Consider the following 20,782-nt stretch of genomic DNA (forward strand, 5'->3'; position numbering starts at 1 on the left):
TATGCCAGACAAGTCGTGACTACGAAAGGTTTGCGCGGATGCTCTCGCCCCGCCGACTGGCAGCGACCGCCGCACTTCTCGGACTTGCGGCTGCCGGCGTACTCGTGCTCCTCGTCCTGGCCGGCCTGCTCACGTTCGGTGCGGCGGCTGCCGGCGCGGGGTTCGCGGTCACGCTGGCCGCCCTCGCCCTCCTGCTGCTCACCGTGCGCCGCGTGGACGGCAAGGCGCACCGGATCGACCTGCGGATGAAGAAGCACGAGGCCGAGCTCGCCCGCGCCACCGCCGCCATCAAGAACCTCGACTCCCGGCTGGAGCTGCTGGTGCAGGCCGTCGAGGAGTCCGCCGCGCGCCGGGCCGACGACATCGGCGCGATCCTCGCCTCGCTCGGCGAGGACCGGGTGCACGCCATGACCAGGGCGCGAGAGGTCGAAGAGCTGCGCGAGGAGGTCCGCGCGCTGGCCAAGGGCCTGGCATGACGCGCGTCCGGCACAACGACTACGGGGTGCTGTCCCCGCCCGCGATCGGGGACTGGAAACCCGAGCTGAGCGTGTCGGTCGTCATCCCGGCCTACGACTGCCAGGAGGCGCTGGAGCGGACGGTCTCCGCGCTGGCCGCGCAGACGTATCCGGCCGGGCTCGTCGAGATCGTGGTCGCCGACGACGGCAGCACGCCGCCGGTCGAACTGGCCGACGCCCGCGTCGTACGGGTGCGCGACGGCTGGGGACGCGGCGCGGCCCGGCAGACCGGGCAACTGGCCGCCACCGGCGAGGTGATCCACTGGCTGGACTCCGACATGATCCTCGCGCCGGACCACCTTGAGGCGCACATGCGCTGGCACCACCTGATCGACCACGCGGTGGTGATCGGCGACACCCGGTTCGTGTCGGCCCCCGGCGAGGAGGGCACCCAGTCGGAGTACACGAGGAAGACCCTGGACTCGACCCGGATGCTCAAGGACGCCGGGACCGGCGCGTACCTGCTGCACACGGGGGCCTCCTCGTCCGTACGCGCCGAGTTGCTGCGGGCGGCGGGCGGCGTGGACGCCACGCTCAACATGGCCGAGGACACCGAGCTGGGCTACCGGCTGGCCCAGGCGGGAGCGGTGTTCGTGCCCGATCCGCAGGCCAGGGCGTGGCACGTCGGGCCGTCCACGGTGATGCTGCGCGAGAAGGAGGTCCATCGGCACAACTGGTCCTACCTGGGCGACCTCATCCCGGATCTGCGCTGGTTGCGCGGCCATCCGCGCCGCCACTGGCGGGTGCCGTACGTCCAGGTCGTGGTGGGCGCCACGACGTACGAGGAGACCCGGGCGAGCGTGGACGCGGCGCTGGCCGGCACGCTGCCCGACGCCGCCGTCACCCTCGTCGGCGCGTGGGGGAAGCTGACCGGCGGACGCCGGTCCAGCCTCGACGACCCGCTGCTCGACCTGCGGCTGCTGCACAACCTGTACGCCCACGAGCCCCGCGTCGTGTTCGCGGAGAGCGAACCGGTCTCCGTCACCCCGACCCCGTTCCTGCTGCGGCTGCCCGCCGGATGGGTGCTCGGGGCCGACACCCTCGCCGGGCTCGTCCGGCTGGCCGACGACGACCTGCTCGGCCTGGTCTGCCTCGCGCTCGCGGAGGACGCGGACGGGGTGGTGGCCGCCCGGCTGGAACGCACGGCCGCCTTCGCCCGAGCCGCGCGCTTCGAGGGCGCCGCAGACGACCTGGTGGACGAGCTGTTCGGCGCTCTGTGGGTCGAGGGCGGCGAGTACGGCCTCAGCACCGTCGAGGAGGCCGGCCCGCTGACCGGCGACCCGGCCAAGTGGCGCGCGCTGGCGGCCCGTCGGCAGGCGGAGATCAAGGAGCTGCGGGCCACGGCCGACCGGCTCGCCGCCGAGGTCGAGCGCCTGTCCGTCCCGCAGGACGAGGAGGACCCCGCCCGCGGCCCGCTGAGCTCGCTGATCAGGCACCTGCGGAGCGCGGGGTGATCGCCGACCGGGCGCCCGCCGTGCGCCGGACGATCGACGGGCTGCTGGCGGACCTGCCCGGCGCCCGCGTGTTCCTGGCCGGGATCGAGGGGGCCGGCGGCCTGCCCGACAACGCCGTGGACCTGGACCGCGACCTGCTGGAGCCGCCCGCCGAGCCGGAGACGGCCGGGCACGTCCTCGTGCTGGCCGGGACGCCCGCCGACCTGCGCAGGGTGGCGACCCTGCACAAGCTGCTCCCGCTGGCCGGGCGGGTGGTGGTGTGCGTGCTCGACACGCCCGCCTCGCATCCGGCCCCGGTGCCCACGCCCACGCCGGCCCACCGCTGGCGGTCGCTGACGGATCTGCGGGTGTACCAGCCCGGGAACCGGGTGTGGGTGGTGGACGCGCGTTTCTCCGCCGCCACGCCGGCCGGCCGTACGGTGACCGCGACCGCGCGCGCGTTCGCCGGGCACCGGCTGGACGTGATCGCGGCGCCGGCGGCCGGCATCGCGGGCATCGGGTCGGCCGACTGGCGTCCCGGCGACCCGAACGCGACGCCCGCCGAGGTGAGCGGGCCGGTCCCGGAACGTGTCGGCGCCCCGGGCAGCGACGTCGTCCTGCGCACGCTGGGCGACGTCCCGGGAGGCGAGGCGGCGGGCGTGCCGGGCGACCGTGGCGAGGTCGGGTGGGCCGGAGATCAGACGCCCATCGAGCGGCCCACGATCGTGGCCGCGAGCTGGGAGAGCATCGGCCGTCCCGGCAGGGCGGGCTCGCCGCTGGCCGACCCCGACGTGCTCGGCGAGCCGTCGATGGTCCCGCCCGTGGACGAGCGCCTGGTGAACCCCCAAGGCTTCGTGACCACGCCGTCCCGGGGCATGGCCTCGCTGGCCGAGCACGACGGACGCTGGTCGGTGTTGCTGGACGGCAAGGTCGTGACGGCGTTCGCCGAGTCCGGCGGGGTCACCGACGCCGACGTGGCACGGCTGCGGCAGGTCCGCGGCGTCGAGGTGAGCTGGCAACACCCGCACAGCGGGCCGCTGGCGGCCGTACGGGTGCTGGCCGGGCTGGCCGCCGCCGGGGTGCCGCTGGTGACCGGGGCCGTGCCGCGCTGGGCGGGGGCCCTCGGGGACGAGCTGGTCACGCTCCTGCCCGCCGCGCCCGACCTGTCCGACGACCTGCGGCGCGAGGAGCACAGCATCCGGTTGCGCCGGGCCGCCCTGCGTACCCACGGCGTGGCCGCCCGGTGGGAGCAGCTCGGCGCGCCCGCGCCCGCTCCCCCGCTGACCTCGGTCCTGCTGGCCACCCGGCGCGCGGACATGGTCGCCTTCGCCCTGCGGCAGATCGCCCGCCAGCGCGACGCCCAGCTCGAAGTGGTGCTCGCGCTGCACGGCGTCCCCCGGGAGCATCCCGACGTCGCCGCCGCGCTGGCCGCCTTCGACGGCCCGCTGACCGTGTTCGAGGCCGACCGCCAGGCGGTCTTCGGCGAGGTGCTGAACGAGGCCGCCGCCAGGGCCTCGGGCTCGTTCCTGCTGAAGATGGACGACGACGACTGGTACGGCCCCGACTTCCTCGCCGACCTGCTGCTCGCGCACGCCTACTCGGGGGCGCAGGTGGTCGGCACGGTGCCCGAGTTCGTCTACCTGGCCGCGATCGACGTCACCGTGCACCGCAGCCAGGTCACCGAGCAAATCACCAGTTTCGTGGCGGGCGGCACGATCCTGGTGGAGCGGTCGGCGTTCCAGGCCGTGGGCGGGTTCCGTCCGCTGCGGCGTTCGGTGGACACCCAGTTCCAGGAGGCGTTGCAGGCGGCGGGCGGCCAGATCTACCGCACCCACGGCCTGGGGTACATCCTGCGCCGCGGCCCGGCCTCGGCCCACACCTGGCAGGAGCCGATCGGCACGTTCCTGCGGCGCAACCGCCGCCAGTGGCGCGGCTTCCGTCCCAACGCGCTGATGGAGCTGGAGGGGAGCAGCCGCCCATGACCGTCCCCCGCATCCGCGGAAACGACTTCGGCGTCCTCGCCCCTCCAGAGCTGGGGGCCTGGGAGCCGGAGCTCACCGTCACCGTCGTCATCCCCGCGCACGACCGCCAGGAGACCCTGGACCTGACGCTCGCCGCCCTGTCCGCGCAGAGTTACCCCGAGCACCTGCTCGACGTGATCGTGGTGGACGACGGCAGCGCCACCCCCATCCGCCTGCCCGAGCTCGTCCCCGGCACGACCAAGCTGATCTCGAGCCCGCCGGGCGGCTGGGGCCGCGCCTGGGCCGTGCAGGCGGGCGTGGACGCCGCCGCCGGCGAGGTGATCCTCGTCCTGGACGCCGACATGGTCCCGCACCGGCGGCACGTCGAGGCCCAGCTCCGCTGGCACCACCTGGCCCCGTACGTGGTGGGACTGGGCTGGATCGACTTCACCTCGGCCACCGAGCTGCCCACGCCGGGCCAGGTCGCCGACGCCCTGGCCGAGGGCGCCGAGGACGACCTGTTCCCCCTGTCGCCGCACCGCCACGACTGGGCCGAGAAGATCATCCACGACCACGACGGCCTGCGTACGGCGTCCGGGGCGACGGCCGCGCGCGTGCACGTGGGGGCGACGGCGTCGTACCCGGCGGCGCTGCTGCGCTCGATCGGCGGCCTGGACACCTCGCTGGTCCTGGCCGAGGACACCGAGCTGGGGTATCGGCTGACGCAGGCGGGCGCGGTGTTCGTCCCGGATCCGGAGTCGCGGGCGTGGCACGTCGGCCTGCCGACCGCGATGCGCGACGTGGCCGCGCTGAAGCGGTACAACGATCCCTACGTGGCCGACCGCGTCCCGCACCGGCGGTACCTGCGTACGGACGCCGGACGGCAGTGGCTGGTGCCGTACGTGGAGGCGGTGGTGCCGGCGGGCGCGTACGAGGACACCCGCGCCACCGCGGACGCCCTGCTCGCCTCCTCGATCCCCGACGTGCGCCTCATCCTCACGGGCCCGTGGCCCGCGCTGTCCACCGGCCGCCGCTCGCCCCTGAACGACCCCGACCTGGACCTGCGCCTCATCAAGGCCACCTTCGAGCACGACCCCCGCGTCCGGCTGGCCACCGAGCCGCCCGCCGCCACGACGGCCCCCTTCCGCCTGACCGTCCCGCCCGGCTGGACCCTCGCGCCCGACACCCTCGAACGCCTGACCGCCCACCTGGAGGAGCACGACCTCGGCGCCCTCTGCCTGGCCCTGGACGAGACCCCGCGGGGAGTGGTCGCCGCCCGCCTGGACCGTACGGCCGCCCTGGCCAGAGCCGCCCTGGTCGCCACCCCCGACGACGACCCGGACGACCTGATCGACGCCCTGTTCGGCCTGGAATGGGCGGACGGCTCGTCGTGGGGCCTGCACCGCCGCCCCGGCGTCTACCCGCCCCGCAGGCGGCCGGCGCCGGAGTCGGCCGTGCTCGCCGCCCGGTACGAGAAGGACCTGCTCCTGCACCGCAAGCGGGTGGCCGCGCTGCGCGCCGAGATCGCCCAGCTCCGCCGGGAGTCTGCCAAGAACGGCAGGGACGCGGCCCGCTGGCGGGAGAAGGCCGAGAGCTGGCGGCGCGAGGCCGTACGGCTGGCCCGCGAGCAGCGCCGCACGGTCCTGAAACGCGCCGTCCGCCGCGTCCGCGACCTGGCCTTCCCCGCCGGCGACTGACCGGGCGGGGCAGGCGTCAGTCGTCGCCCTCCACGCGCATCACACTGGCGATCGCGCGGACGATGTCGAGCTCGCGCAGCCCCTCCATGGTCGCCGTGAGGGCGGCGTCGGTGGCGCGGTGGGTGACGATGACGAGCTGGGCGTCGTCGCCGTGGCCCTCCTGGCGGACGGTCTGGATCGACACGTCGTGCTTGGCGAACAGGTCGGCCACCCGGGCCAGCACGCCCGGCTTGTCGGCCACGTCGAGCGCCACGTGGCAGCGCGTGACCGTGTCGCCCATCGGGTGGACGGCCAGGTCGGCGTAGGTCGATTCCTCGGGGCCGTGGGTGCCGGCCAGGCGGTTGCGGCCCACCGCCACGAGGTCGCCGAGCACGGCCGAGGCCGTGGGCGCGCCGCCGGCGCCCTTGCCGTAGAACATGAGCTGCCCGGCCGACTCCGCCTCCACGAACACCGCGTTGTACGCCTCGCGCACCCCGGCGAGCGGATGCGTGCGCGGGATCATCGCCGGGTGCACCCGTACGCCGAAGGAGTGGCCGTCGTCGGAGCGCTGGCAGATGGCCAGCAGCTTGATGACGTAGCCCATGGCCTTGGCGGAGGCGACGTCGGTCGCGGTGATGTCGGTGATGCCCTCGCGGTGGACCTTGTCGGCGGTGACGCGGCTGTGGAAGGCCAGACCGGCCAGGATGGCGGCCTTGGCGGCGGCGTCGAAGCCCTCGACGTCGGCCGTCGGGTCGGCCTCGGCGTAGCCGAGCGTCTGGGCCTCCTCCAGGGCGTCGGTGAAGGACGCGCCCGTGGTGTCCATCTTGTCGAGGATGTAGTTGGTGGTGCCGTTGACGATGCCGAGCACGCGCTTGACGTGGTCGCCGGCCAGCGACTCGCGCAGCGGGCGCAGCAGCGGGATCGCGCCCGCGACGCTGGCCTCGAAGTAGAGGTCGCCTTGGCCCCGGCGGGCCGCCTCGTGCAGGGACGAGCCGTCCTCGGCCAGGAGGGCCTTGTTGGCCGTGACGACCGACTTGCCGCGTTCGAGGGCCGCGACGATGAGCGTGCGGGCCGGCTCGATGCCGCCGATCACCTCGACGACGATGTCGATGTCGTCGCGGGTGACCAGGGACTCGGCGTCGGTGGTGAGCAGCGCCGGGTCGACGTCGATGTCGCGTTTGCGCCCGAGCCTGCGCACGGCCACGCCCGCCAGCGCGAGCGGCGCGCCGATGCGCGCGGCCAGGTCGTCGGCCTGCTCGTGCAGCAGCCTGATGACCTGGGAACCGACGACGCCGCAGCCCAGCAGAGCCACTTTCAGCGGTTTCACAGCTGCCCCCTCAACAGGTCGTCCTCGGTCTCGCCCCGCACGATCACCCTGGCCCGGCCGTCGGCGACGGCGACCACGGCGGGCCTGGGCAGGTAGTTGTAGTTGCTGGCCAGCGAACGGCAGTAGGCGCCCGTCGCGGCCACGGCGACCAGGTCACCCGGCGCCAGGTCGGCGGGCAGGTAGAAGTCGCGCACGATGATGTCGCCGCTCTCGCAGTGCTTGCCGACCAGGCGGCTGAGCATGGGCTCGGCGTCGCTGGCGCGGCTGACGAGGGCGGCGGTGTACTCGGCGCCGTAGAGGGCGGTGCGCACGTTGTCGCTCATGCCGCCGTCGACGCTGACGTACGAGCGCAGCCCCTCGACGTCCTTGACCGTGCCCACCTCGTAGAGGGTGATGCCGCCCGTGCCGACGATCGTGCGCCCGGGCTCGACGGTCACGGCCGCCACCGGCAGGCCGGCGTCGACGCAGACCTTGGCGACGATCTCGCGCAGGCCGTCGGCCAGCTCCTTGATGTCGGGGGCCTCGTCGCCCTCGACGTAGGCGATGCCGTAGCCGCCGCCGAGGTCGAGCTCGGGCAGGACCACGCCGTGCTCGTCCTTGATCTGCACGAGCAGCGTGGCCAGGCGCCGCGCGGCCACCTCGAACCCGGCCGTGTCGACGATCTGCGACCCGATGTGGGAGTGGAGCCCGACGAGGTCGAGCTGCGGCAGGGCGAGGATGCGGCGCACGGCCTCGGCGGCGGCCCCGGTGTTGAGCGACAGGCCGAACTTCTGGTCGTCGTGGGCCGTGGCGATGAACTCGTGGGTGTGGGCCTCGACCCCGGTGGTCACCCGGATCATCACCTTGGGCCGCTTGCCGAGCTGCTCGGCGAGGTAGCCGAGGCGGGCGATCTCCTCGTAGGAGTCGACCACGATGTGCCCGACGCCGCACTCGAGGGCCCGGGTCAGCTCGGCCTTGGACTTGTTGTTGCCGTGGAGGGTGATGCGCTCGGGCGGGAAGCCGACGCTGAGCGCCACCGCCAGCTCGCCGCCGCCGGCGACGTCGAGCCCGAGCCCTTCCTCGGCCAGCCAGCGCACGATCTCCTTGCACAGGAACGCCTTGCCCGCGTAGTGGACCTCGGAGCCCTGGAAGGCCGTGGCGTAGTCGCGCATCCGGGAGCGCACGTCGGACTCGTCGAGCACGTAGAGCGGGGTGCCGTGCTCGCGGGCCAGATCGCGCACGTCGACGCCGCCGACAGTGAGCGTGCCATCGGTCCGGGTCGACGTTCGGGGCCAGATCGCGGGATTGATCCGGTTGAGGTCGGCGGGCGCCATCGGCGGGCGCTCGTGGGGCAGCATCTCAGCGTGCCGGTCCCCGGCTGGATGGACGAATCGACTCACCCGAACGAGGCTATCGGAATCGCCGCCCCTCCCAGGACCGATGCCCACGTATCGAGACGCGATCAAGGTCCACAAGCGATATTTTTACGATTTTTCGCGGTTTGGCCGGATATTTTCCGATACATCACAGTCTTTCCGGTCCCACCAGTACCACCCGTACGGCCTCCGCCAGCCTCAACCGCGCAGTGTGCACCGGCCGGACGGGCTCGTCCCCCACCGGGACGGCGGGCGCGTGCTCGTGGGCGTCGTGGTAGGCCAGCGCCAGCCGGACCAGGTAACTCTCCCAGCCGGGGTCGCGGCTGACGGCCCGTCCGGGCAGTTCGGCCAGCACCCGCAACACCCGCCGGTCGTAGGGGCCGTCGAGGAGTTCGGGCCGGAACCCGGTGAGCGGCACCCCGAGCGCCCCCGCCCACCGCCGCACCGCGCAGGCGCGCGCGTGGCCGTACCGGACCACGAAGCCGGGGTTGTCCCAGGTACGGGGGAAGTCGGGCCAGGCCGGCTCGGGCAGGTCCGGCGGGATCAGCGACTCGACGAGCCGCCCCGGCTCGGCCACGACGATCCGCAGGAAGCCGTTCCCCCGCACCTCGGCCCCAGCCACGCCGGGCACGGCACGTACCCGCGCGGCCAGGTCGTGCGGGGGGATCCGGCGGCGCAACGCGGCGGCCGACACGTAGACGGCCTCCCGCTCCCACGTGCCGTCGGGCGCCGGCGGCTCCCCCAGCACCTCGGCCAGCAGGTCGATCATGACCTCAGCGTAGGCGTCAGATCAGCGCGTGCGGCTCCGCCGAGCCGTACTCGACCAGGTGGGCCGCGCCGAGCAGCCAGCGGTCCTCGTCGCGCACCCGTACGTAACCGAACCGGTCGGCGGAGAAGACCTTGACGCCGTCGGTGCGGCACTGCCGCATCATGACCTCGTCCCAGCCCTCGGTGAGGTCGGCGAAGCCCACCTCGCGCAGGGTGTTCCTGCGGGCCAGCAGGGTGGCCCCGGCGATCTCGGGGAGGTAGGCGTACTCGGCGTCCGGCTGCTTGAGCAGGGTGGCCTGGGGTTTGCGCAGGTGGGCGTAGAAGGCGGCCTTGCCCACGATGTCGGCCGTGCTGAACAGGAACGCCCGGCGCAGGTCCGACAGGTAGTTGGAGCCGTACACGTCGCGCGGGTCCATGACCGCGACGAGGTCGGCCTCGCACAGGTCGAGGCCCTTGGCCAGCATCGCGCCCTCGGACATCGCCGGGTGCGGCCGCCGGTACAGGACCTCGGCGTCGATCAGCACGTCACGGGCGCGCAGCTCGGCCTCGGGCGGGCCGATGACGACGACCTGGGCCACGTCCGACTGCCTGGCCACCTGGGCCAGCGCGTGTTCCATCAGCGCCGGGTCGAGGACGGGCAGCAACACGGAGGTGTTCAGCGTGGCGCGTACGCAGGGCAGCCCGACGGCCTCCAGCAGCTCGTCCACGCGCTCGGTCATTGTCCCCATGTCGTAGGCCCGCCGCAGTGCCACGTGCGCCCGCCGCGAGTCGGGCTCGGTGCCGATCGGCGTGCCGCAGGTCGCGATCTCGGCCAGCCGCCACTGGGGTGTGCCCGGCGGGCAGTCGGCCGCCGCGGGCCAGCGGTAGGAGGTGAGCGCGTCGGGATAGGCCAGGTGCGGCGGCAGGAGCTGGTCGAGCGTGAGCACGCGGTCGATGCGCCCGCCGGCCAGCGGCAGCGGGTTGTGCACCCGCGGCTGCACGCCGAAGTGCAGGCGCGGCCAGGCGACGGTGGTGTCGTTGGTGAAGCGGTGCTCGAACAGCCCGGCGGCGGCGGCGTAGTCGGCGACGTCGCCCTGCGTGTGCCAGAAGACGGTGCGGATGCCGCGTTCGGCGCACCAGGCCAGCAGCGCCTTGAGCCCCTCGCCCGGCTCGCCGGTCAGCTCCTCCAGCCACGGGCCCTGCGTGACGGACTCCACCACGAGCAGGTGGGGCACCTCCAGCGGCAGCACCCTGGCGAAGTCGCGCGGCGTGAAGCCGGTCGTCTGGCGCCACTCGTAGCGCAGCAGCGCCTCGGCGTGCGGATCGGCGATCACGGCCGCGGTCAGATGGGGCCGGGTGTTGGGCCCGGTGGGCACCCGGTACGGCTTGAGCTTGAACGAGGCCCCGCCCAGCGTCCTGGTCGTGCTGGTGGCCTGGAAGGAGGCACCTGGACGCGCTTCCTTGGCGCCCTGGGCGGCCACCGGCCTGCGCTTGGGCGCGATCGGCCGCTTGACCGGCTTGGCCGCGCCTCTGAGCCCCTTGGCCAGGCGCATGGGGTTGTTCCTGCCGCTCTTGATCGCGTCGCCCAGCCGGTTCCAGCGGGCGACCTTGATCGAGGACAGCTTCCAGTTGGCCACCTCGGCCTGGAAGCGCTGCTCGGCCAGCTCCCTGCGCAGTTTGTCGGCCGCGGCCCGCTCGACCTCCAGCCGCTCCTCGGTCTCGCTCAGCCGTTCGGCCAGCTTCCTGACCTCCTCGGCGTTCTCCTCGGCCGCCGCCAGCCTGGACTGCGCGGCGTCCAGCAGCCTGGCCAGTTCGACCGGGTGCTCGGCCTGCGCGACAGCCTCCCGCAACGCCCGACGCGTGCTTTCCAGCTCGGTAGACAACCGGGACCTCCGCTCTCTTAGCCCGGCAAAGGATACTCTTTTGCAGGAAGCGTCTCGAAGGGATGAGATCCGGTGCAGTTCAACGTGCGACCCTATGTATGCGGCGCTCTCGGTCGGATCGACACCTCCATACTGGGCAAACTCACCGCCGCGGGCCCCAAGGTGCGGCCCGCGCTCCAGACGGACGAGGCCGCGCTGTTCAGCTCCGCGCCGCTGCCGCCCTACCACCGGGCGGGCGGCGCGTTCGCGTTCTCATGGGGTGAGCGCAAGCCCGCCGCGGCCGAGGACTGGATCACGGTCGCGGAGACGTACGAGACGCCCGGCCTCGTCGGCGACGGCGCGCGGGTGACGCTGCACGCGGGGGCGCTCGGCCTGGTCGACGTCTACTACGTACGCCAGGGCGACGCGGTCTACTTCTCCTCGCTGATCCAGCCGCTGCTCAGCCTGGTGCCCATCGAGATCGACTGGGCGGCCTGGGCCTCGATCATCCAGGTGACGTTCCCGATGGGCGAGGCGACCCCGTACCGGGAGGTCAGGCGGCTGCCGGGGTCGAGCGCGCTGGTGTTCGAGCACGGCCGGCTGTCCACCGAGCGCCGGTTGCCGCGCTGGTTGCGCACCGAGCCGTACGAGGCGTGGACCAGCGCCGAGGAGATCGTCGAGCTGCTGCACCACGTCTACGAGGACTACGACGGACGCAAACTGCTCGTACCGGTCAGCGGCGGCTACGACTCGCGCCTGCTGGCGAGCGTGGCCATGGCCCGCGGCGCCGACGTCGAGTCGTGGACCACCAGCCCCGACGACGGCACCGACACCGACATCGCCTTCGCCAGGTCGATCACCCGCGAGCTGAGCATCCCGCACCGGGTGATCACCCAGGACGCCGCCGCCTACCCCGGCGACGCCGCCGAGGTGGCCCGCAGGCTGGAGTACCTGACCCCGCACCACGCCTGGTACGCGCCCTTCGCCAAGGAGGTGCACGGCTCGGGCCGGATCCTGGTGGACGGCCTGGCCGGCGGCCCGCTGCTGAAGAACTTCATGGTCAGCGGCGCCGCCCTGGAGGCCAGGACGCAGGCCGAACGCTCGGCGGCGCTGCTGGGCTCGCTGTCGCTCGGGGCGCCCACGCAGCCGTTCCTGTCCAAGGCCGCCGCGCAGTGGATGGAGGAGACCGTGCGCGAGCAGTTCGCGGCGGCCACCTCGATGCTCCACGGGCACCGGGCCGAGCTGCCGCTGTCGGTGTTGCACACCAGGACCGTGCGCGGCATCGCGCGTTCCGCGGTCAACCTGGTGGGCCCGGAGGCGTCGTTCGCGGCGCCGTTCATCCACCCCGCCTTCTTCGACGCCGCGCTCAGCGTCGGCGTCGGGCGCAAGGACAAGGGCCGCTTCTACCGCGAGGTGCTGCACGCGGCCAACCCGAGGGTGGCCGCGCTGCCCTCCACGAACGTGGTCAAGCAGCCGCTCCAGCGGGTGCCACTGCGTTCCACGGCGGCCCCGGCGCGGGCCTACTCCCACGGGATGCTCGACGTGGTGGCCCGGCGCGTGCCCGGAATGTTCTCCGACGAGCTGCACGAGGTGATCGCCGGCGGTCCCGACGCCCTGACCCGGTTCAGCGGCTGGAACGACCGGTTCTGGGTGCGCGGGCTGGTGCTTTTCGGACTCTGGCTGAACGACTTCGAGAACGACCTCCCGGACGTCACGCCGCCTTTTTAGCGAACTCTCGGTAACAGGGCGATTACATACTGATCTCGCGGGTATTACACGTCGCACAGCAGAAGCGGGTTCCGGAAAGCCAACGGGCTGGTAGTGTTCGGCCCGTAAGCGCCGCAACAAACGGGCACCAGATCACAAATCCGGTCTCGTTCGAGGGCATGGAGTTCGCAGGGATGACGACTCCACGCGGCGCGGTCACCAGCTAAGAACGCCGGGGTAACCGGTGACTTCGTCCTGCCCACATCTCTTCCTGTGAGCGACATCATGATCAACGCATCCCCATCACCGGAGTCGATCTCTGAGGCGTTCGTCTCCGAAGATCCGCGATGGTACAAGCGGGCGGTGTTCTACGAGGTTCTCGTCCGGGGGTTCAAGGACTCCAACGGCGACGGTACGGGGGACCTGCGCGGTCTCATCGAGAAGCTCGGGTACCTTGAATGGCTCGGCGTGGACTGCCTCTGGCTGTTGCCGCTGTACGAGTCGCCGCTGCGCGACGGCGGTTATGACATTTCGGACTATATGAAGATCCTCCCGGATTTTGGTGACCTGGGGGACTTCGTCCAGTTGATCGAGGCCGCGCACGAGCGGGGTCTGCGGATCATCACCGACCTCGTCATGAACCACACCAGCGACAGGCACCCGTGGTTCCAGGCCTCCAGGCATGACCCGGAGGGGCCCTACGGGGACTTCTACGTCTGGTCGGACGAGCCCACCGGCTATCCGGACGCGCCCATCATCTTCATCGGCGCCGAGGAGTCCAACTGGACGTACGACCCGGTGCGCAAGCAGTACTACTGGCACCGTTTCTTCCACCACCAGCCGGACCTGAACTATGACAACCCGGCGGTGCAGGAGGCCATGCTGGAGGTGCTGCGGTTCTGGCTGGACCTGGGCATCGACGGCTTCCGCCTGGACGCGGTCCCGTACCTGTTCGAGCGTGAGGGCACCGCGTGCTCCGGGCTGCCGGAGACGCACGCGTACCTGAAGAAGATCCGCTCGGAGGTCGACCGGCTCTATCCCGACCGCGTGCTGCTGGCCGAGGCCAACGGGTGGCCCGAGGACGTCGTCGAGTACTTCGGCGACCCCACCACCGGCGGCGACGAGTGCCACATGGCCTTCCACTTCCCGCTGATGCCGCGCATCTACATGGCGGTGAAGAAGGAGACCCGCGAGCCGATCTCCGAGATCATGTCCCGCACCCCCAAGCTGCCCGACACGGCACAGTGGGGCATCTTCCTGCGCAACCACGACGAGCTCACGCTCGAGACGGTGACCGAGGAAGAGCGCGACTACATGCACAACGAGTACGCCAAGGACCCGCGCATGCGGGCCTACCTCGGCATCAGGCGGCGCCTCGCGCCCCTGCTGGACAACAACAGGGACCTGATCGAGCTGTTCACGGCCCTGCTGCTGTCGCTGCCCGGCTCGCCGGTCATGTACTACGGCGACGAGATCGGCATGGGCGACAACATCTGGCTGGAGGACCGCGACTCGGTCCGTACGCCGATGCAGTGGAGCCCCGACCGCAACGCCGGGTTCTCCTCGGCCGACCCGGGCCGCCTCTACCTGCCCGCCGTCATGGACCCGATCTACGGCTTCCAGGCGGTCAACGTGGAGGCACAGCAGCGCCACGAGGGCTCACTGCTGCACTTCACCCGGCGCATGCTGGAGATCCGCAAGAACCATGCGGTGTTCGGGACCGGCGCCTACACCGAGATGTGGTCCTCCAACCCGTGCGTGCTCACGTACGTGCGCGAGGACCGCGACGACGTGATGTTGTGCGTCAACAACCTGTCGAAGTTCCCGCAGCCCGTCGAGCTGGACCTGCGCCGGTTCGAGGGCATGGTGCCGGTCGAGGCCCGCGGCGGGGTGCGCTTCCCGAGGATCGGTGAGCTGCCCTACCTGCTGACCCTGCCGGGCCACGGGTTCTACTGGTTCGCGCTGAAGCCCGAGGAGATCAGCGCGAAGTGACGGGCACCTGGGCACGGGCCGCGCGGCGGGCGGGAATGATCGCCACCGCGAGGGCCGTGCCCACGGCCGCGACCACGGCCACGATCAGGGTCAGCGGCGCGGGCGCGCGGCCGATGCCGGCGCCCACGCCGCTCGTGTGACCCTGGAGATCGATCAGCCCCACCACCACCGACGCCCCCACCGCCGTGCCGGCGGCGCCGCCGAGCACGACCAGCAGGCCCGTACCGGTCACCAGCGTGGCCATGACCTGGCGTGGCGTCAGCCCCATGGCTTTGAGCACGGCCAGGTCGAAGGCGTGGTCACGCAACCCGATCGCGCTCGCGGTGAGCAGGTTGGCCAGCCCGATCAGGGCCAGCACGCCGATCAGCGCCACGATCACCACTCTGATGATCGACAGCCGGTCGGCCGGGTTGACCGCGGCCTGCACGTCGAGCCCCTCTGCCGAGTCCGCCAGCAGCCTCGCGCGCACCTCCGCCTTGTCCGCGCCCGGCCGCAGGGCCAGCGCGTAGTACTGGGGCGGCACGGAGTCCTTGGCGGCCAGGCTGTCCAGGCCCACCGAGAGCACCTCGCCGTCCAGGTCGGGCTCGACCGTACGGCCGACGATCCGGACGATCAGCGGCGAGCCGCCCACGGTCAGGCGTACCCGGTCGCCGATCCGGACGCCCAGGAGGTCGAGCAGGCCTTGTCCGGCCACCGCCTCGCCGGGCTCGGTGTAGCCCCGGCCCTCCACGACGGGGAAGGGGTAGGGGTCGGCCGAGCCGCCGACGGCCCGTACCCGGACCGACCGGGCCTCGCCCGGGGCCAGGGCGTTCACGTCGGTGCCCGGGTAGACCGAGCGCACGTCGCGGTCGCGTTCGGCGATGCGTTTGGCGTCGGCCGACTCCATCTGCTTGCCGGGGCGTACGTACAGGCTGGCGTGCTGGCCGACCTGCTCGGGGTGGCTGAGGAAGTTGTCGAGGGTGGACCAGACGCCGAGGCCGATCGTGATCATCATCATCGGCACGGCCAGTCCGAACGCCGTCAGGAACGCCGGCACGCGCCTGGTGAAGGCGTCGCGGGTGCCGAGGATCAGGGCGGGCGGGAGGCGTACGAGGAGGCCTAGGCGGGCCAGCCTGGACAGGTGGCCGCGCGGCGGCGAGGCCGGCACGGCGGGGATCGGCGGTGTGCGCGCGCCCCGCCAGGCGGGCACGCCCACCGCGCCGAGCACCACGAGCGCCGTGCCCGCCACGATGGCCAGCACCGGCATCGGCGCGGCCGAGTACGTGCCCAGCACGACCACCGTCGCCCCCCAGCCCGATAGCGCGCCGAGGCCCACGCCGAGCAGTCCGAGCGCGCCGTGCTCGACCAGGAGCAGCAGGGCGACCTGGCCGCCGGTGAAGCCCATGGACTTGAGCGTGGCCAGGTCGCGCAGCTGGCCGAGCACCCGGCCGCCGGCCGCGTTGGCCAGCGCCAGCGCCGCGGCGACCATGCCCACGACGCCGAACAGCGCGAGCAGCGTGCCGAGCAGCCGGTTGTCCAGCTCCATCGCGGCCCTGACCTCGCGCCAGGTGTAGACACGCTGGAGTCTGTCCTCCAGCATCACGACGACGCGCTGGGCGACGACCTGGCTGGCGTCGGGGTCGGTCAGGCGCAGGCCGGTCACCCATTCGCTGCGGCCCAGCATGGGCTCGATGCGGTCGAGCGTGGCGGGCAGCACCCAGGCCAGGCCGGGCGTCCACTCGGGGTAGAAGCCCTGGTCGGCCGAGTCGACGACGCCGCGTACGTAGAGGGTGTGGCGCTCGCCGCTGAGCGCGATGACCGTGAAAGGCGAGCCGATCGCCAGGCCCAGCGACCTGGCGAAGGAGTGCTCGACGACGACGCCGTCGGGCTGTCCGGCGTCGAGCCACCTCCCCTCGGCCAGTACGGGGTGGGCCACCGGCTACGGCGCGGCGGGCATCGCGCGCAGCGACGCGGGCTCCTTCTTGCCCTCCTGGGCCACGGTGACGGGGGCCGAGCGGTAGGGCCCGGCGACGCCCGTGACGCCGTCTATGCGGTCGAGGGCGACGTCCGGGGCGTCGTCGGTGTAGACCCAGACGTGGGCGCCGTCGGTCTGGGCCGACAGGCTGCGCCAGGGGTTGGTGCCGTCCTCCAGGAGGGTCGCGGCGGTGATCAGGGCGGCCACGATCCCGGCCACGACCAGCACGGTGAGCACCGCCTGGCCCTTCCTCGCCCGCAGGTCGGCCCTGATCCACCGGCTCCCGGCCCGGGTGGTGCTCATCGGAGGTCGATCACCTCGCCGGCGGTGCGGGTACGGCGGCGGGCGATGCGGCCGTCGTCGACGATCTCGCCGTCGGACAGCGACACCAGCCGGTCGGCCAGGCTGGCCACCCGGGCGTCGTGGGTGACCATGACGATCGTCTGCCCCTCTTTGTGCACGTCGCCGAGCAGGCGCAGCACGTCGCGCGTGTTGCGGCTGTCGAGGTTGCCGGTCGGTTCGTCGGCCAGCAGCAGGCTGGGCTTGTTGGCCAGCGCCCTGGCCAGCGCGACGCGCTGCTGCTCGCCGCCGGAAAGCTGGGCGGGCGAGGCTCCGGCGCGGTCGGCCAGGTTGAGCGCGCCGAGCAGGCTCTCCCGCCGCTCGCGGGCCACCTTGGGCGAGGCCCCGGCCAGCAGCGCGGGCAGCTCGACGTTGTCGCCGACGGTCATGTTGGCGACCAGGTTGAAGAACTGGAAGACGAAGCCGACCTTCTTGCGCCGCAGCAGCGCCCAGGCGCTCTCGGACAGGGTGTCGACCCGCTGCCCGTCGAGCCAGATCTCGCCGCTGGTACGCGCGTCGAGCCCGCCGAGCATGTGCACGAGCGTGGACTTGCCCGAGCCGGACGGCCCCATGATCGCGACGAACTCACCCGGCTCGACCTGGAGGTCCACCCCGCGCACGGCCGGGACCGGCACCGCGCCATCCTGGTAGATTTTGACCAGATTGACCGTTTTTAGGACCGAGCTCATGTCAGATCCTCCTGGCATCGCTCCAACCAGTCAAGATCGGCCTGCAGGTGCAGCATGGCCCCTTCGATCAGCAGCAGGGCGACCCTGTCGGTGGGCGCCGTACGGGAAAGCAGGTCGTTGAGGTCGCCCATGAGCGACAGGTAGTGGCGACGCTGGCGGTTGATCAGCGCCATCCGGTCGGCGATGCCGGTGAGCGGCGCGAGCACGAGCTTCATGAAGAACTCGTCGCGCACCCTGGGCCCCTCGGTGGGCTCGTCGACCCAGATGGTGAGCAGGTCGCGGCCCTTCGCCGTCAGATAGTAGACCTTCTTGTTCGGCCGGTTGGACTGTTCGACGTCCACGGCCCTGACCAACCCGTCCTTCTCCAGCCGGCCGAGGGTCACGTATATCTGGCCGATGTTCGGGGAGGGGTAGGCGCTGCCGAATGTCTGCTCGAGGGCCTGTTTGAGCTCGTAGCCGTGGGCCGGTTCCTTGGCCAGGAGCGCCAGCAGGTGAAGCCGCACGCCTCACCTCCCCGCTTTGTGTTACGTGAGCGTTACGTAGGTATCCGTTGACCATCAGATTACAGGTGTGCATAACATGAATGCATCTACCTAACACGTATGTAACCCCGCTGAATGTGGAGGAAACAGAGTGCTGCGCCCGCTTTCGTTCGTCCTGGTCGTCCTGCTGGCGGCCGGATGCACGGTGGCGGGTGACGAGGGCGGCGGCGAGACGGGAACGGGCGGCACAGGCCCGATCACCTTCGCCACCGGACGCGACACCACGGCGTACCTGCAACCCTTGCTGGACCGCTGGAACCAGGCCCACCCGGCCGAGAAGGTGACGCTGCTGGAGCTGCCCGAGGCCGCCGACGAGCAACGTGCGCAGATGGTGGCCAACCTCCAGGCCCAGAGCAACCGCTACGACGTGCTGGGGCTCGACGTGGTGTGGACCGCTGAGTTCGCGGAGAACGGCTGGATCATCCCCCTGGAGCGCGGGCTCTTCCCGCTCGACAGGTTCCTGCCGCCCGTCGTGGACACGGCCGTCTACAAGGGCAAGCTTTGGGCCGTCCCGTACACCAGCAACGCGGGACTGCTTTACTACCGGACCGACTTGATCAAGAAACCGCCCCAGACTTGGGCGGAGCTTCGCGATAAAGCACGAGAAGTGACGAAAAAGCGTGACCTCGGGGGGTACGCCACCCAGCTCCTCGCCTACGAGGGCCTGACGGTGAACTTCTCCGAGGCGGTGCAGTCGGCGGGCGGGCAGATTCTCAACCACGACGGCACGGAGGTGACCCTCGATCCGGCCAAGGGGAGAATCGCGCTCGACTTCCTGATGCAGGGCCTGCGGGAAGGCTGGATCACCGACGACTCCCTGCGTTTCAAGGAGGAGGAGACCCGCCTGGCCTTCCAGGAGGGGAGGCTGGCGTTCGCCCGCAACTGGCCGCACGCCTACGGCCCGGCCAGGGCCAAGCTGGGCGACCGGTTCGCCGTGACCCGGCTGCCCGGACTGAACGGCCCCGGATCCAGCACGCTCGGCGGCATCAACCTGGCCGTCAGCGCCTACTCCAAGTACCAGCACACCGCACAGCAGTTCATCCGCTACTTCACCAGCCTGGAGAACGAACGTCGCGTCCTCACCGAGGGCTCCTTCCCGCCCGTGTGGACCGAGCTGTACGACGACCCGGGCCTGATCAAGCGCTTCCCGTACCTCCCCGTGCTCAAGGAGAGCATCCTCGCCGCGAAGCCACGGCCGGTGAGCGCCAACTACAACCAGGTGAGCCTGGTGATCGCCAGCTCGGTCACCAAAGCCCTGGCCAATCCTGCGAAGGAGTCCGCTGACGACGTCGCGGCCTCCATGAAGTCAGAACTCGAAGAGATCATCAGAACCCAGTGAGGCAAGCCATGCGTAAAGCCAGAGCAGCAGTGATCCTGGCAGGGCTCGCGGTAGCCGTCGCCGCCTGCGGCAACGCCCCGACGACGACTACCCCCTCCGCCTCGGAGTCGGCACCGGCCAGCCCCGCCGGCGCCAAGACGCTCGAAGGCGTCAAGATCGAGGTCGCCGCCAAGTGGACCGGCGCCGAGCAGAAGAACTTCGAGCAGGTGCTCAAGGCCTTCACCGACAAGACGGGCGCCACGGTCACGTACGCCTCCACCGGTGAGGACACCGGCGCCTACCTCGGCCCGCGCATCCAGGGCAAGAACCCGCCGGACGTCGCGATCCTCCCGCAGCCGGGTCTGGTTCAGCAGTACGCCAAGCAGGACGCGCTCAAGCCGCTGACCCCCGAGGTCACGCAGGAGATCGACACCAACTACACCCCGTACTGGAAGGAGCTGGGCTCCGCCGACGGCAAGGTGTACGGCGTGCTGATCAAGGCGGCTCACAAGTCGCTGGTCTGGTATCGCTCCGACGCCTTCGAGGAGGCCGGCGTTCAGGTGCCGACCACCTGGGACGAGCTGATCAAGGCCGGTCAGACCATCGCCGACTCCGGCACCCCGCCCTTCTCCCTCTGCGGCGCCTCCGGCTGGACGCTCACCGACCTGTTCGAGAACGTCTACCTGTCCACCGCCGGCCCGGAGAACTACGACAAGCTCTCCAAGCACGAGATCCCCTGGACCGACGCCAGCGTCGCCACCGCCCTGGAGAAGATCGCGCAGATCGCCGGCAAGAAGGAGTTCGTGCTCGACGGCTCCTCCGGCGCGCTGCAGACCGACTTCCCGACCTGCGTGACCAAGGTCTACGGCAACAAGAAGGCCGCCATGGTCATCGAGGCCGACTTCGTGGCCACCCAGGCCACCCAGGACGGCGCCAAGGTCGGCGAGGGCGCCAAGTACTTCCCGTTCCCGAAGGCCGGCGACACCGCTCCGGTCGTGCTCGGCGGCGACGTGGCCGTGGTCATGAAGGACTCCCCCGGCGCGATGGCCCTGGTGCAGTTCCTGGCCTCCAAGGAGGGCGGCGAGATCTGGGCCAAGCTCCCCGGCTACCTGTCGCCCAACAAGAACGTCTCCCCCGACAACTACCCCGACGAGCTGACCAAGCAGCTCGGCCAGACGATCGTCTCCGCCGGCGACGCCGTCCGCTACGACATGTCCGACCTGGCGCCGAGCGCCTTCGGCGGCACGGACGGCAAGGGCGAGTGGAAGGTGCTGCAGGACTTCCTGCGCAACCCCAGCGACGTCAAGGGCGCGCAGGCCGCGCTCGAGGCCGAGGCCAAGAAGGCCTGGAAGTAAAGAGGTAAGG

Annotated in this window: 16 protein-coding genes; 8 read left to right on the top strand and 8 right to left on the bottom strand. The window is 71.6% G+C overall.

Annotation, left to right across the window (positions count from 1 at the left end; genetic code table 11):
* Window positions 1-38: 38 nt before the first annotated feature.
* From DMB42_RS06645 to DMB42_RS55950, 4 genes are read left to right on the top strand one after another with little or no spacing between them, the layout of a single operon-like run.
* Window positions 39-476, top strand: a complete 438-nt coding sequence (locus tag DMB42_RS06645) for a hypothetical protein (protein WP_125631699.1) — start codon at window positions 39-41, stop codon at window positions 474-476.
* Window positions 473-1,969 carry a glycosyltransferase family 2 protein gene (locus tag DMB42_RS06650; RefSeq protein ID WP_125631701.1) on the top strand — a complete coding sequence of 499 codons (1,497 nt, stop codon included), beginning with the start codon at window positions 473-475 and terminating at the stop codon, window positions 1,967-1,969. Before DMB42_RS06645 ends, DMB42_RS06650 begins: the two co-directional genes overlap by 4 nt.
* Window positions 1,966-3,930 (top strand): glycosyltransferase, encoded by a 1,965-nt coding sequence (locus DMB42_RS06655; RefSeq protein ID WP_125631703.1) that lies wholly within the window; start codon window positions 1,966-1,968, stop codon window positions 3,928-3,930. The genes DMB42_RS06650 and DMB42_RS06655 overlap by 4 nt, the downstream gene beginning before the upstream one ends.
* Window positions 3,927-5,606, top strand: coding sequence for a glycosyltransferase family A protein (locus tag DMB42_RS55950; RefSeq protein ID WP_125631705.1), 1,680 nt, complete (start codon window positions 3,927-3,929; stop codon window positions 5,604-5,606). Before DMB42_RS06655 ends, DMB42_RS55950 begins: the two co-directional genes overlap by 4 nt.
* Window positions 5,607-5,622: 16 nt before the next feature.
* Here DMB42_RS55950 and DMB42_RS06665 read toward each other — a convergent pair whose 3' ends face one another.
* From DMB42_RS06665 to DMB42_RS06680, 4 genes are all read right to left on the bottom strand, one after another.
* Entirely contained in the window at window positions 5,623-6,912 is a 1,290-nt protein-coding gene (locus tag DMB42_RS06665; RefSeq protein WP_125631707.1) for a homoserine dehydrogenase, read from the bottom strand.
* A complete protein-coding gene (gene lysA / locus DMB42_RS06670; RefSeq protein ID WP_125631709.1) occupies window positions 6,909-8,291 on the bottom strand; it encodes a diaminopimelate decarboxylase in 1,383 nt (460 codons plus the stop codon). Before lysA ends, DMB42_RS06665 begins: the two co-directional genes overlap by 4 nt.
* A 124-nt stretch (window positions 8,292-8,415) precedes the next feature.
* Entirely contained in the window at window positions 8,416-9,036 is a 621-nt protein-coding gene (locus DMB42_RS06675; RefSeq protein WP_125631711.1) for an anticodon-binding protein, read from the bottom strand.
* Between the two features lie 16 nt (window positions 9,037-9,052).
* A complete protein-coding gene (locus DMB42_RS06680; RefSeq protein WP_125631713.1) occupies window positions 9,053-10,864 on the bottom strand; it encodes a hypothetical protein in 1,812 nt (603 codons plus the stop codon).
* A 117-nt stretch (window positions 10,865-10,981) separates the two neighbouring features.
* Here DMB42_RS06680 and DMB42_RS06685 point away from each other — a divergent pair, with 117 nt between their 5' ends.
* Window positions 10,982-12,604, top strand: coding sequence for an asparagine synthetase B family protein (locus DMB42_RS06685; RefSeq protein ID WP_260477535.1), 1,623 nt, complete (start codon window positions 10,982-10,984; stop codon window positions 12,602-12,604).
* Between the two features lie 264 nt (window positions 12,605-12,868).
* Complete coding sequence (treS, locus tag DMB42_RS06690; RefSeq protein ID WP_125631716.1) at window positions 12,869-14,575, top strand: maltose alpha-D-glucosyltransferase; 1,707 nt, start codon at window positions 12,869-12,871, stop codon at window positions 14,573-14,575.
* Here the strand turns inward: treS and DMB42_RS06695 are convergent.
* Genes DMB42_RS06695 through DMB42_RS06705 form a run of 4 tightly spaced genes read right to left on the bottom strand, consistent with a single transcriptional unit; the run spans window position 14,562 to window position 18,060 of the window.
* Complete coding sequence (locus DMB42_RS06695) at window positions 14,562-16,490, bottom strand: ABC transporter permease (RefSeq protein ID WP_260477536.1); 1,929 nt, start codon at window positions 16,488-16,490, stop codon at window positions 14,562-14,564. The genes treS and DMB42_RS06695 overlap by 14 nt on opposite strands.
* A gap of 3 nt (window positions 16,491-16,493) precedes the next feature.
* Entirely contained in the window at window positions 16,494-16,832 is a 339-nt protein-coding gene (locus DMB42_RS54805) for a hypothetical protein (RefSeq protein ID WP_260477537.1), read from the bottom strand.
* The gene (locus DMB42_RS06700; RefSeq protein WP_125631718.1) at window positions 16,829-17,557 is read right to left on the bottom strand and encodes an ABC transporter ATP-binding protein; all 729 of its coding nucleotides are present in this window, start codon (window positions 17,555-17,557) and stop codon (window positions 16,829-16,831) included. The genes DMB42_RS54805 and DMB42_RS06700 overlap by 4 nt, the downstream gene beginning before the upstream one ends.
* Window positions 17,554-18,060: a PadR family transcriptional regulator gene (locus tag DMB42_RS06705; RefSeq protein WP_125631720.1), complete on the bottom strand. Its 507-nt coding sequence runs from the start codon at window positions 18,058-18,060 to the stop codon at window positions 17,554-17,556. Before DMB42_RS06705 ends, DMB42_RS06700 begins: the two co-directional genes overlap by 4 nt.
* A gap of 130 nt (window positions 18,061-18,190) precedes the next feature.
* Between DMB42_RS06705 and DMB42_RS06710 the strand changes: the two genes are divergently transcribed.
* Complete coding sequence (locus tag DMB42_RS06710; RefSeq protein ID WP_229824213.1) at window positions 18,191-19,438, top strand: ABC transporter substrate-binding protein; 1,248 nt, start codon at window positions 18,191-18,193, stop codon at window positions 19,436-19,438.
* A gap of 8 nt (window positions 19,439-19,446) precedes the next feature.
* On the top strand, window positions 19,447-20,772 hold the full coding sequence (locus tag DMB42_RS06715; protein WP_125631722.1) for an ABC transporter substrate-binding protein: 1,326 nt from the start codon (window positions 19,447-19,449) through the stop codon (window positions 20,770-20,772).
* Window positions 20,773-20,782 lie beyond the last annotated feature (10 nt).

It is taken from the genome of Nonomuraea sp. WAC 01424, assembly GCF_003947315.1.
Lineage (GTDB): Bacteria > Actinomycetota > Actinomycetes > Streptosporangiales > Streptosporangiaceae > Nonomuraea > Nonomuraea spiralis.

What these genes read in the sequence shown, in the direction of transcription:
- DMB42_RS06645 (WP_125631699.1), top strand. Translation starts at nt 39, where the DNA reads ATGCTCTCGCCCCGCCGACTGGCAGCGACCGCCGCACTTCTCGGACTT.
- DMB42_RS06650 (WP_125631701.1), top strand. Translation starts at nt 473, where the DNA reads ATGACGCGCGTCCGGCACAACGACTACGGGGTGCTGTCCCCGCCCGCG.
- DMB42_RS55950 (WP_125631705.1), top strand. Translation starts at nt 3,927, where the DNA reads ATGACCGTCCCCCGCATCCGCGGAAACGACTTCGGCGTCCTCGCCCCT.
- DMB42_RS06675 (WP_125631711.1), bottom strand. Translation starts at nt 9,036, where the DNA reads ATGATCGACCTGCTGGCCGAGGTGCTGGGGGAGCCGCCGGCGCCCGAC.
- treS (WP_125631716.1), top strand. Translation starts at nt 12,869, where the DNA reads ATGATCAACGCATCCCCATCACCGGAGTCGATCTCTGAGGCGTTCGTC.
- DMB42_RS54805 (WP_260477537.1), bottom strand. Translation starts at nt 16,832, where the DNA reads ATGAGCACCACCCGGGCCGGGAGCCGGTGGATCAGGGCCGACCTGCGG.
- DMB42_RS06700 (WP_125631718.1), bottom strand. Translation starts at nt 17,557, where the DNA reads ATGAGCTCGGTCCTAAAAACGGTCAATCTGGTCAAAATCTACCAGGAT.
- DMB42_RS06715 (WP_125631722.1), top strand. Translation starts at nt 19,447, where the DNA reads ATGCGTAAAGCCAGAGCAGCAGTGATCCTGGCAGGGCTCGCGGTAGCC.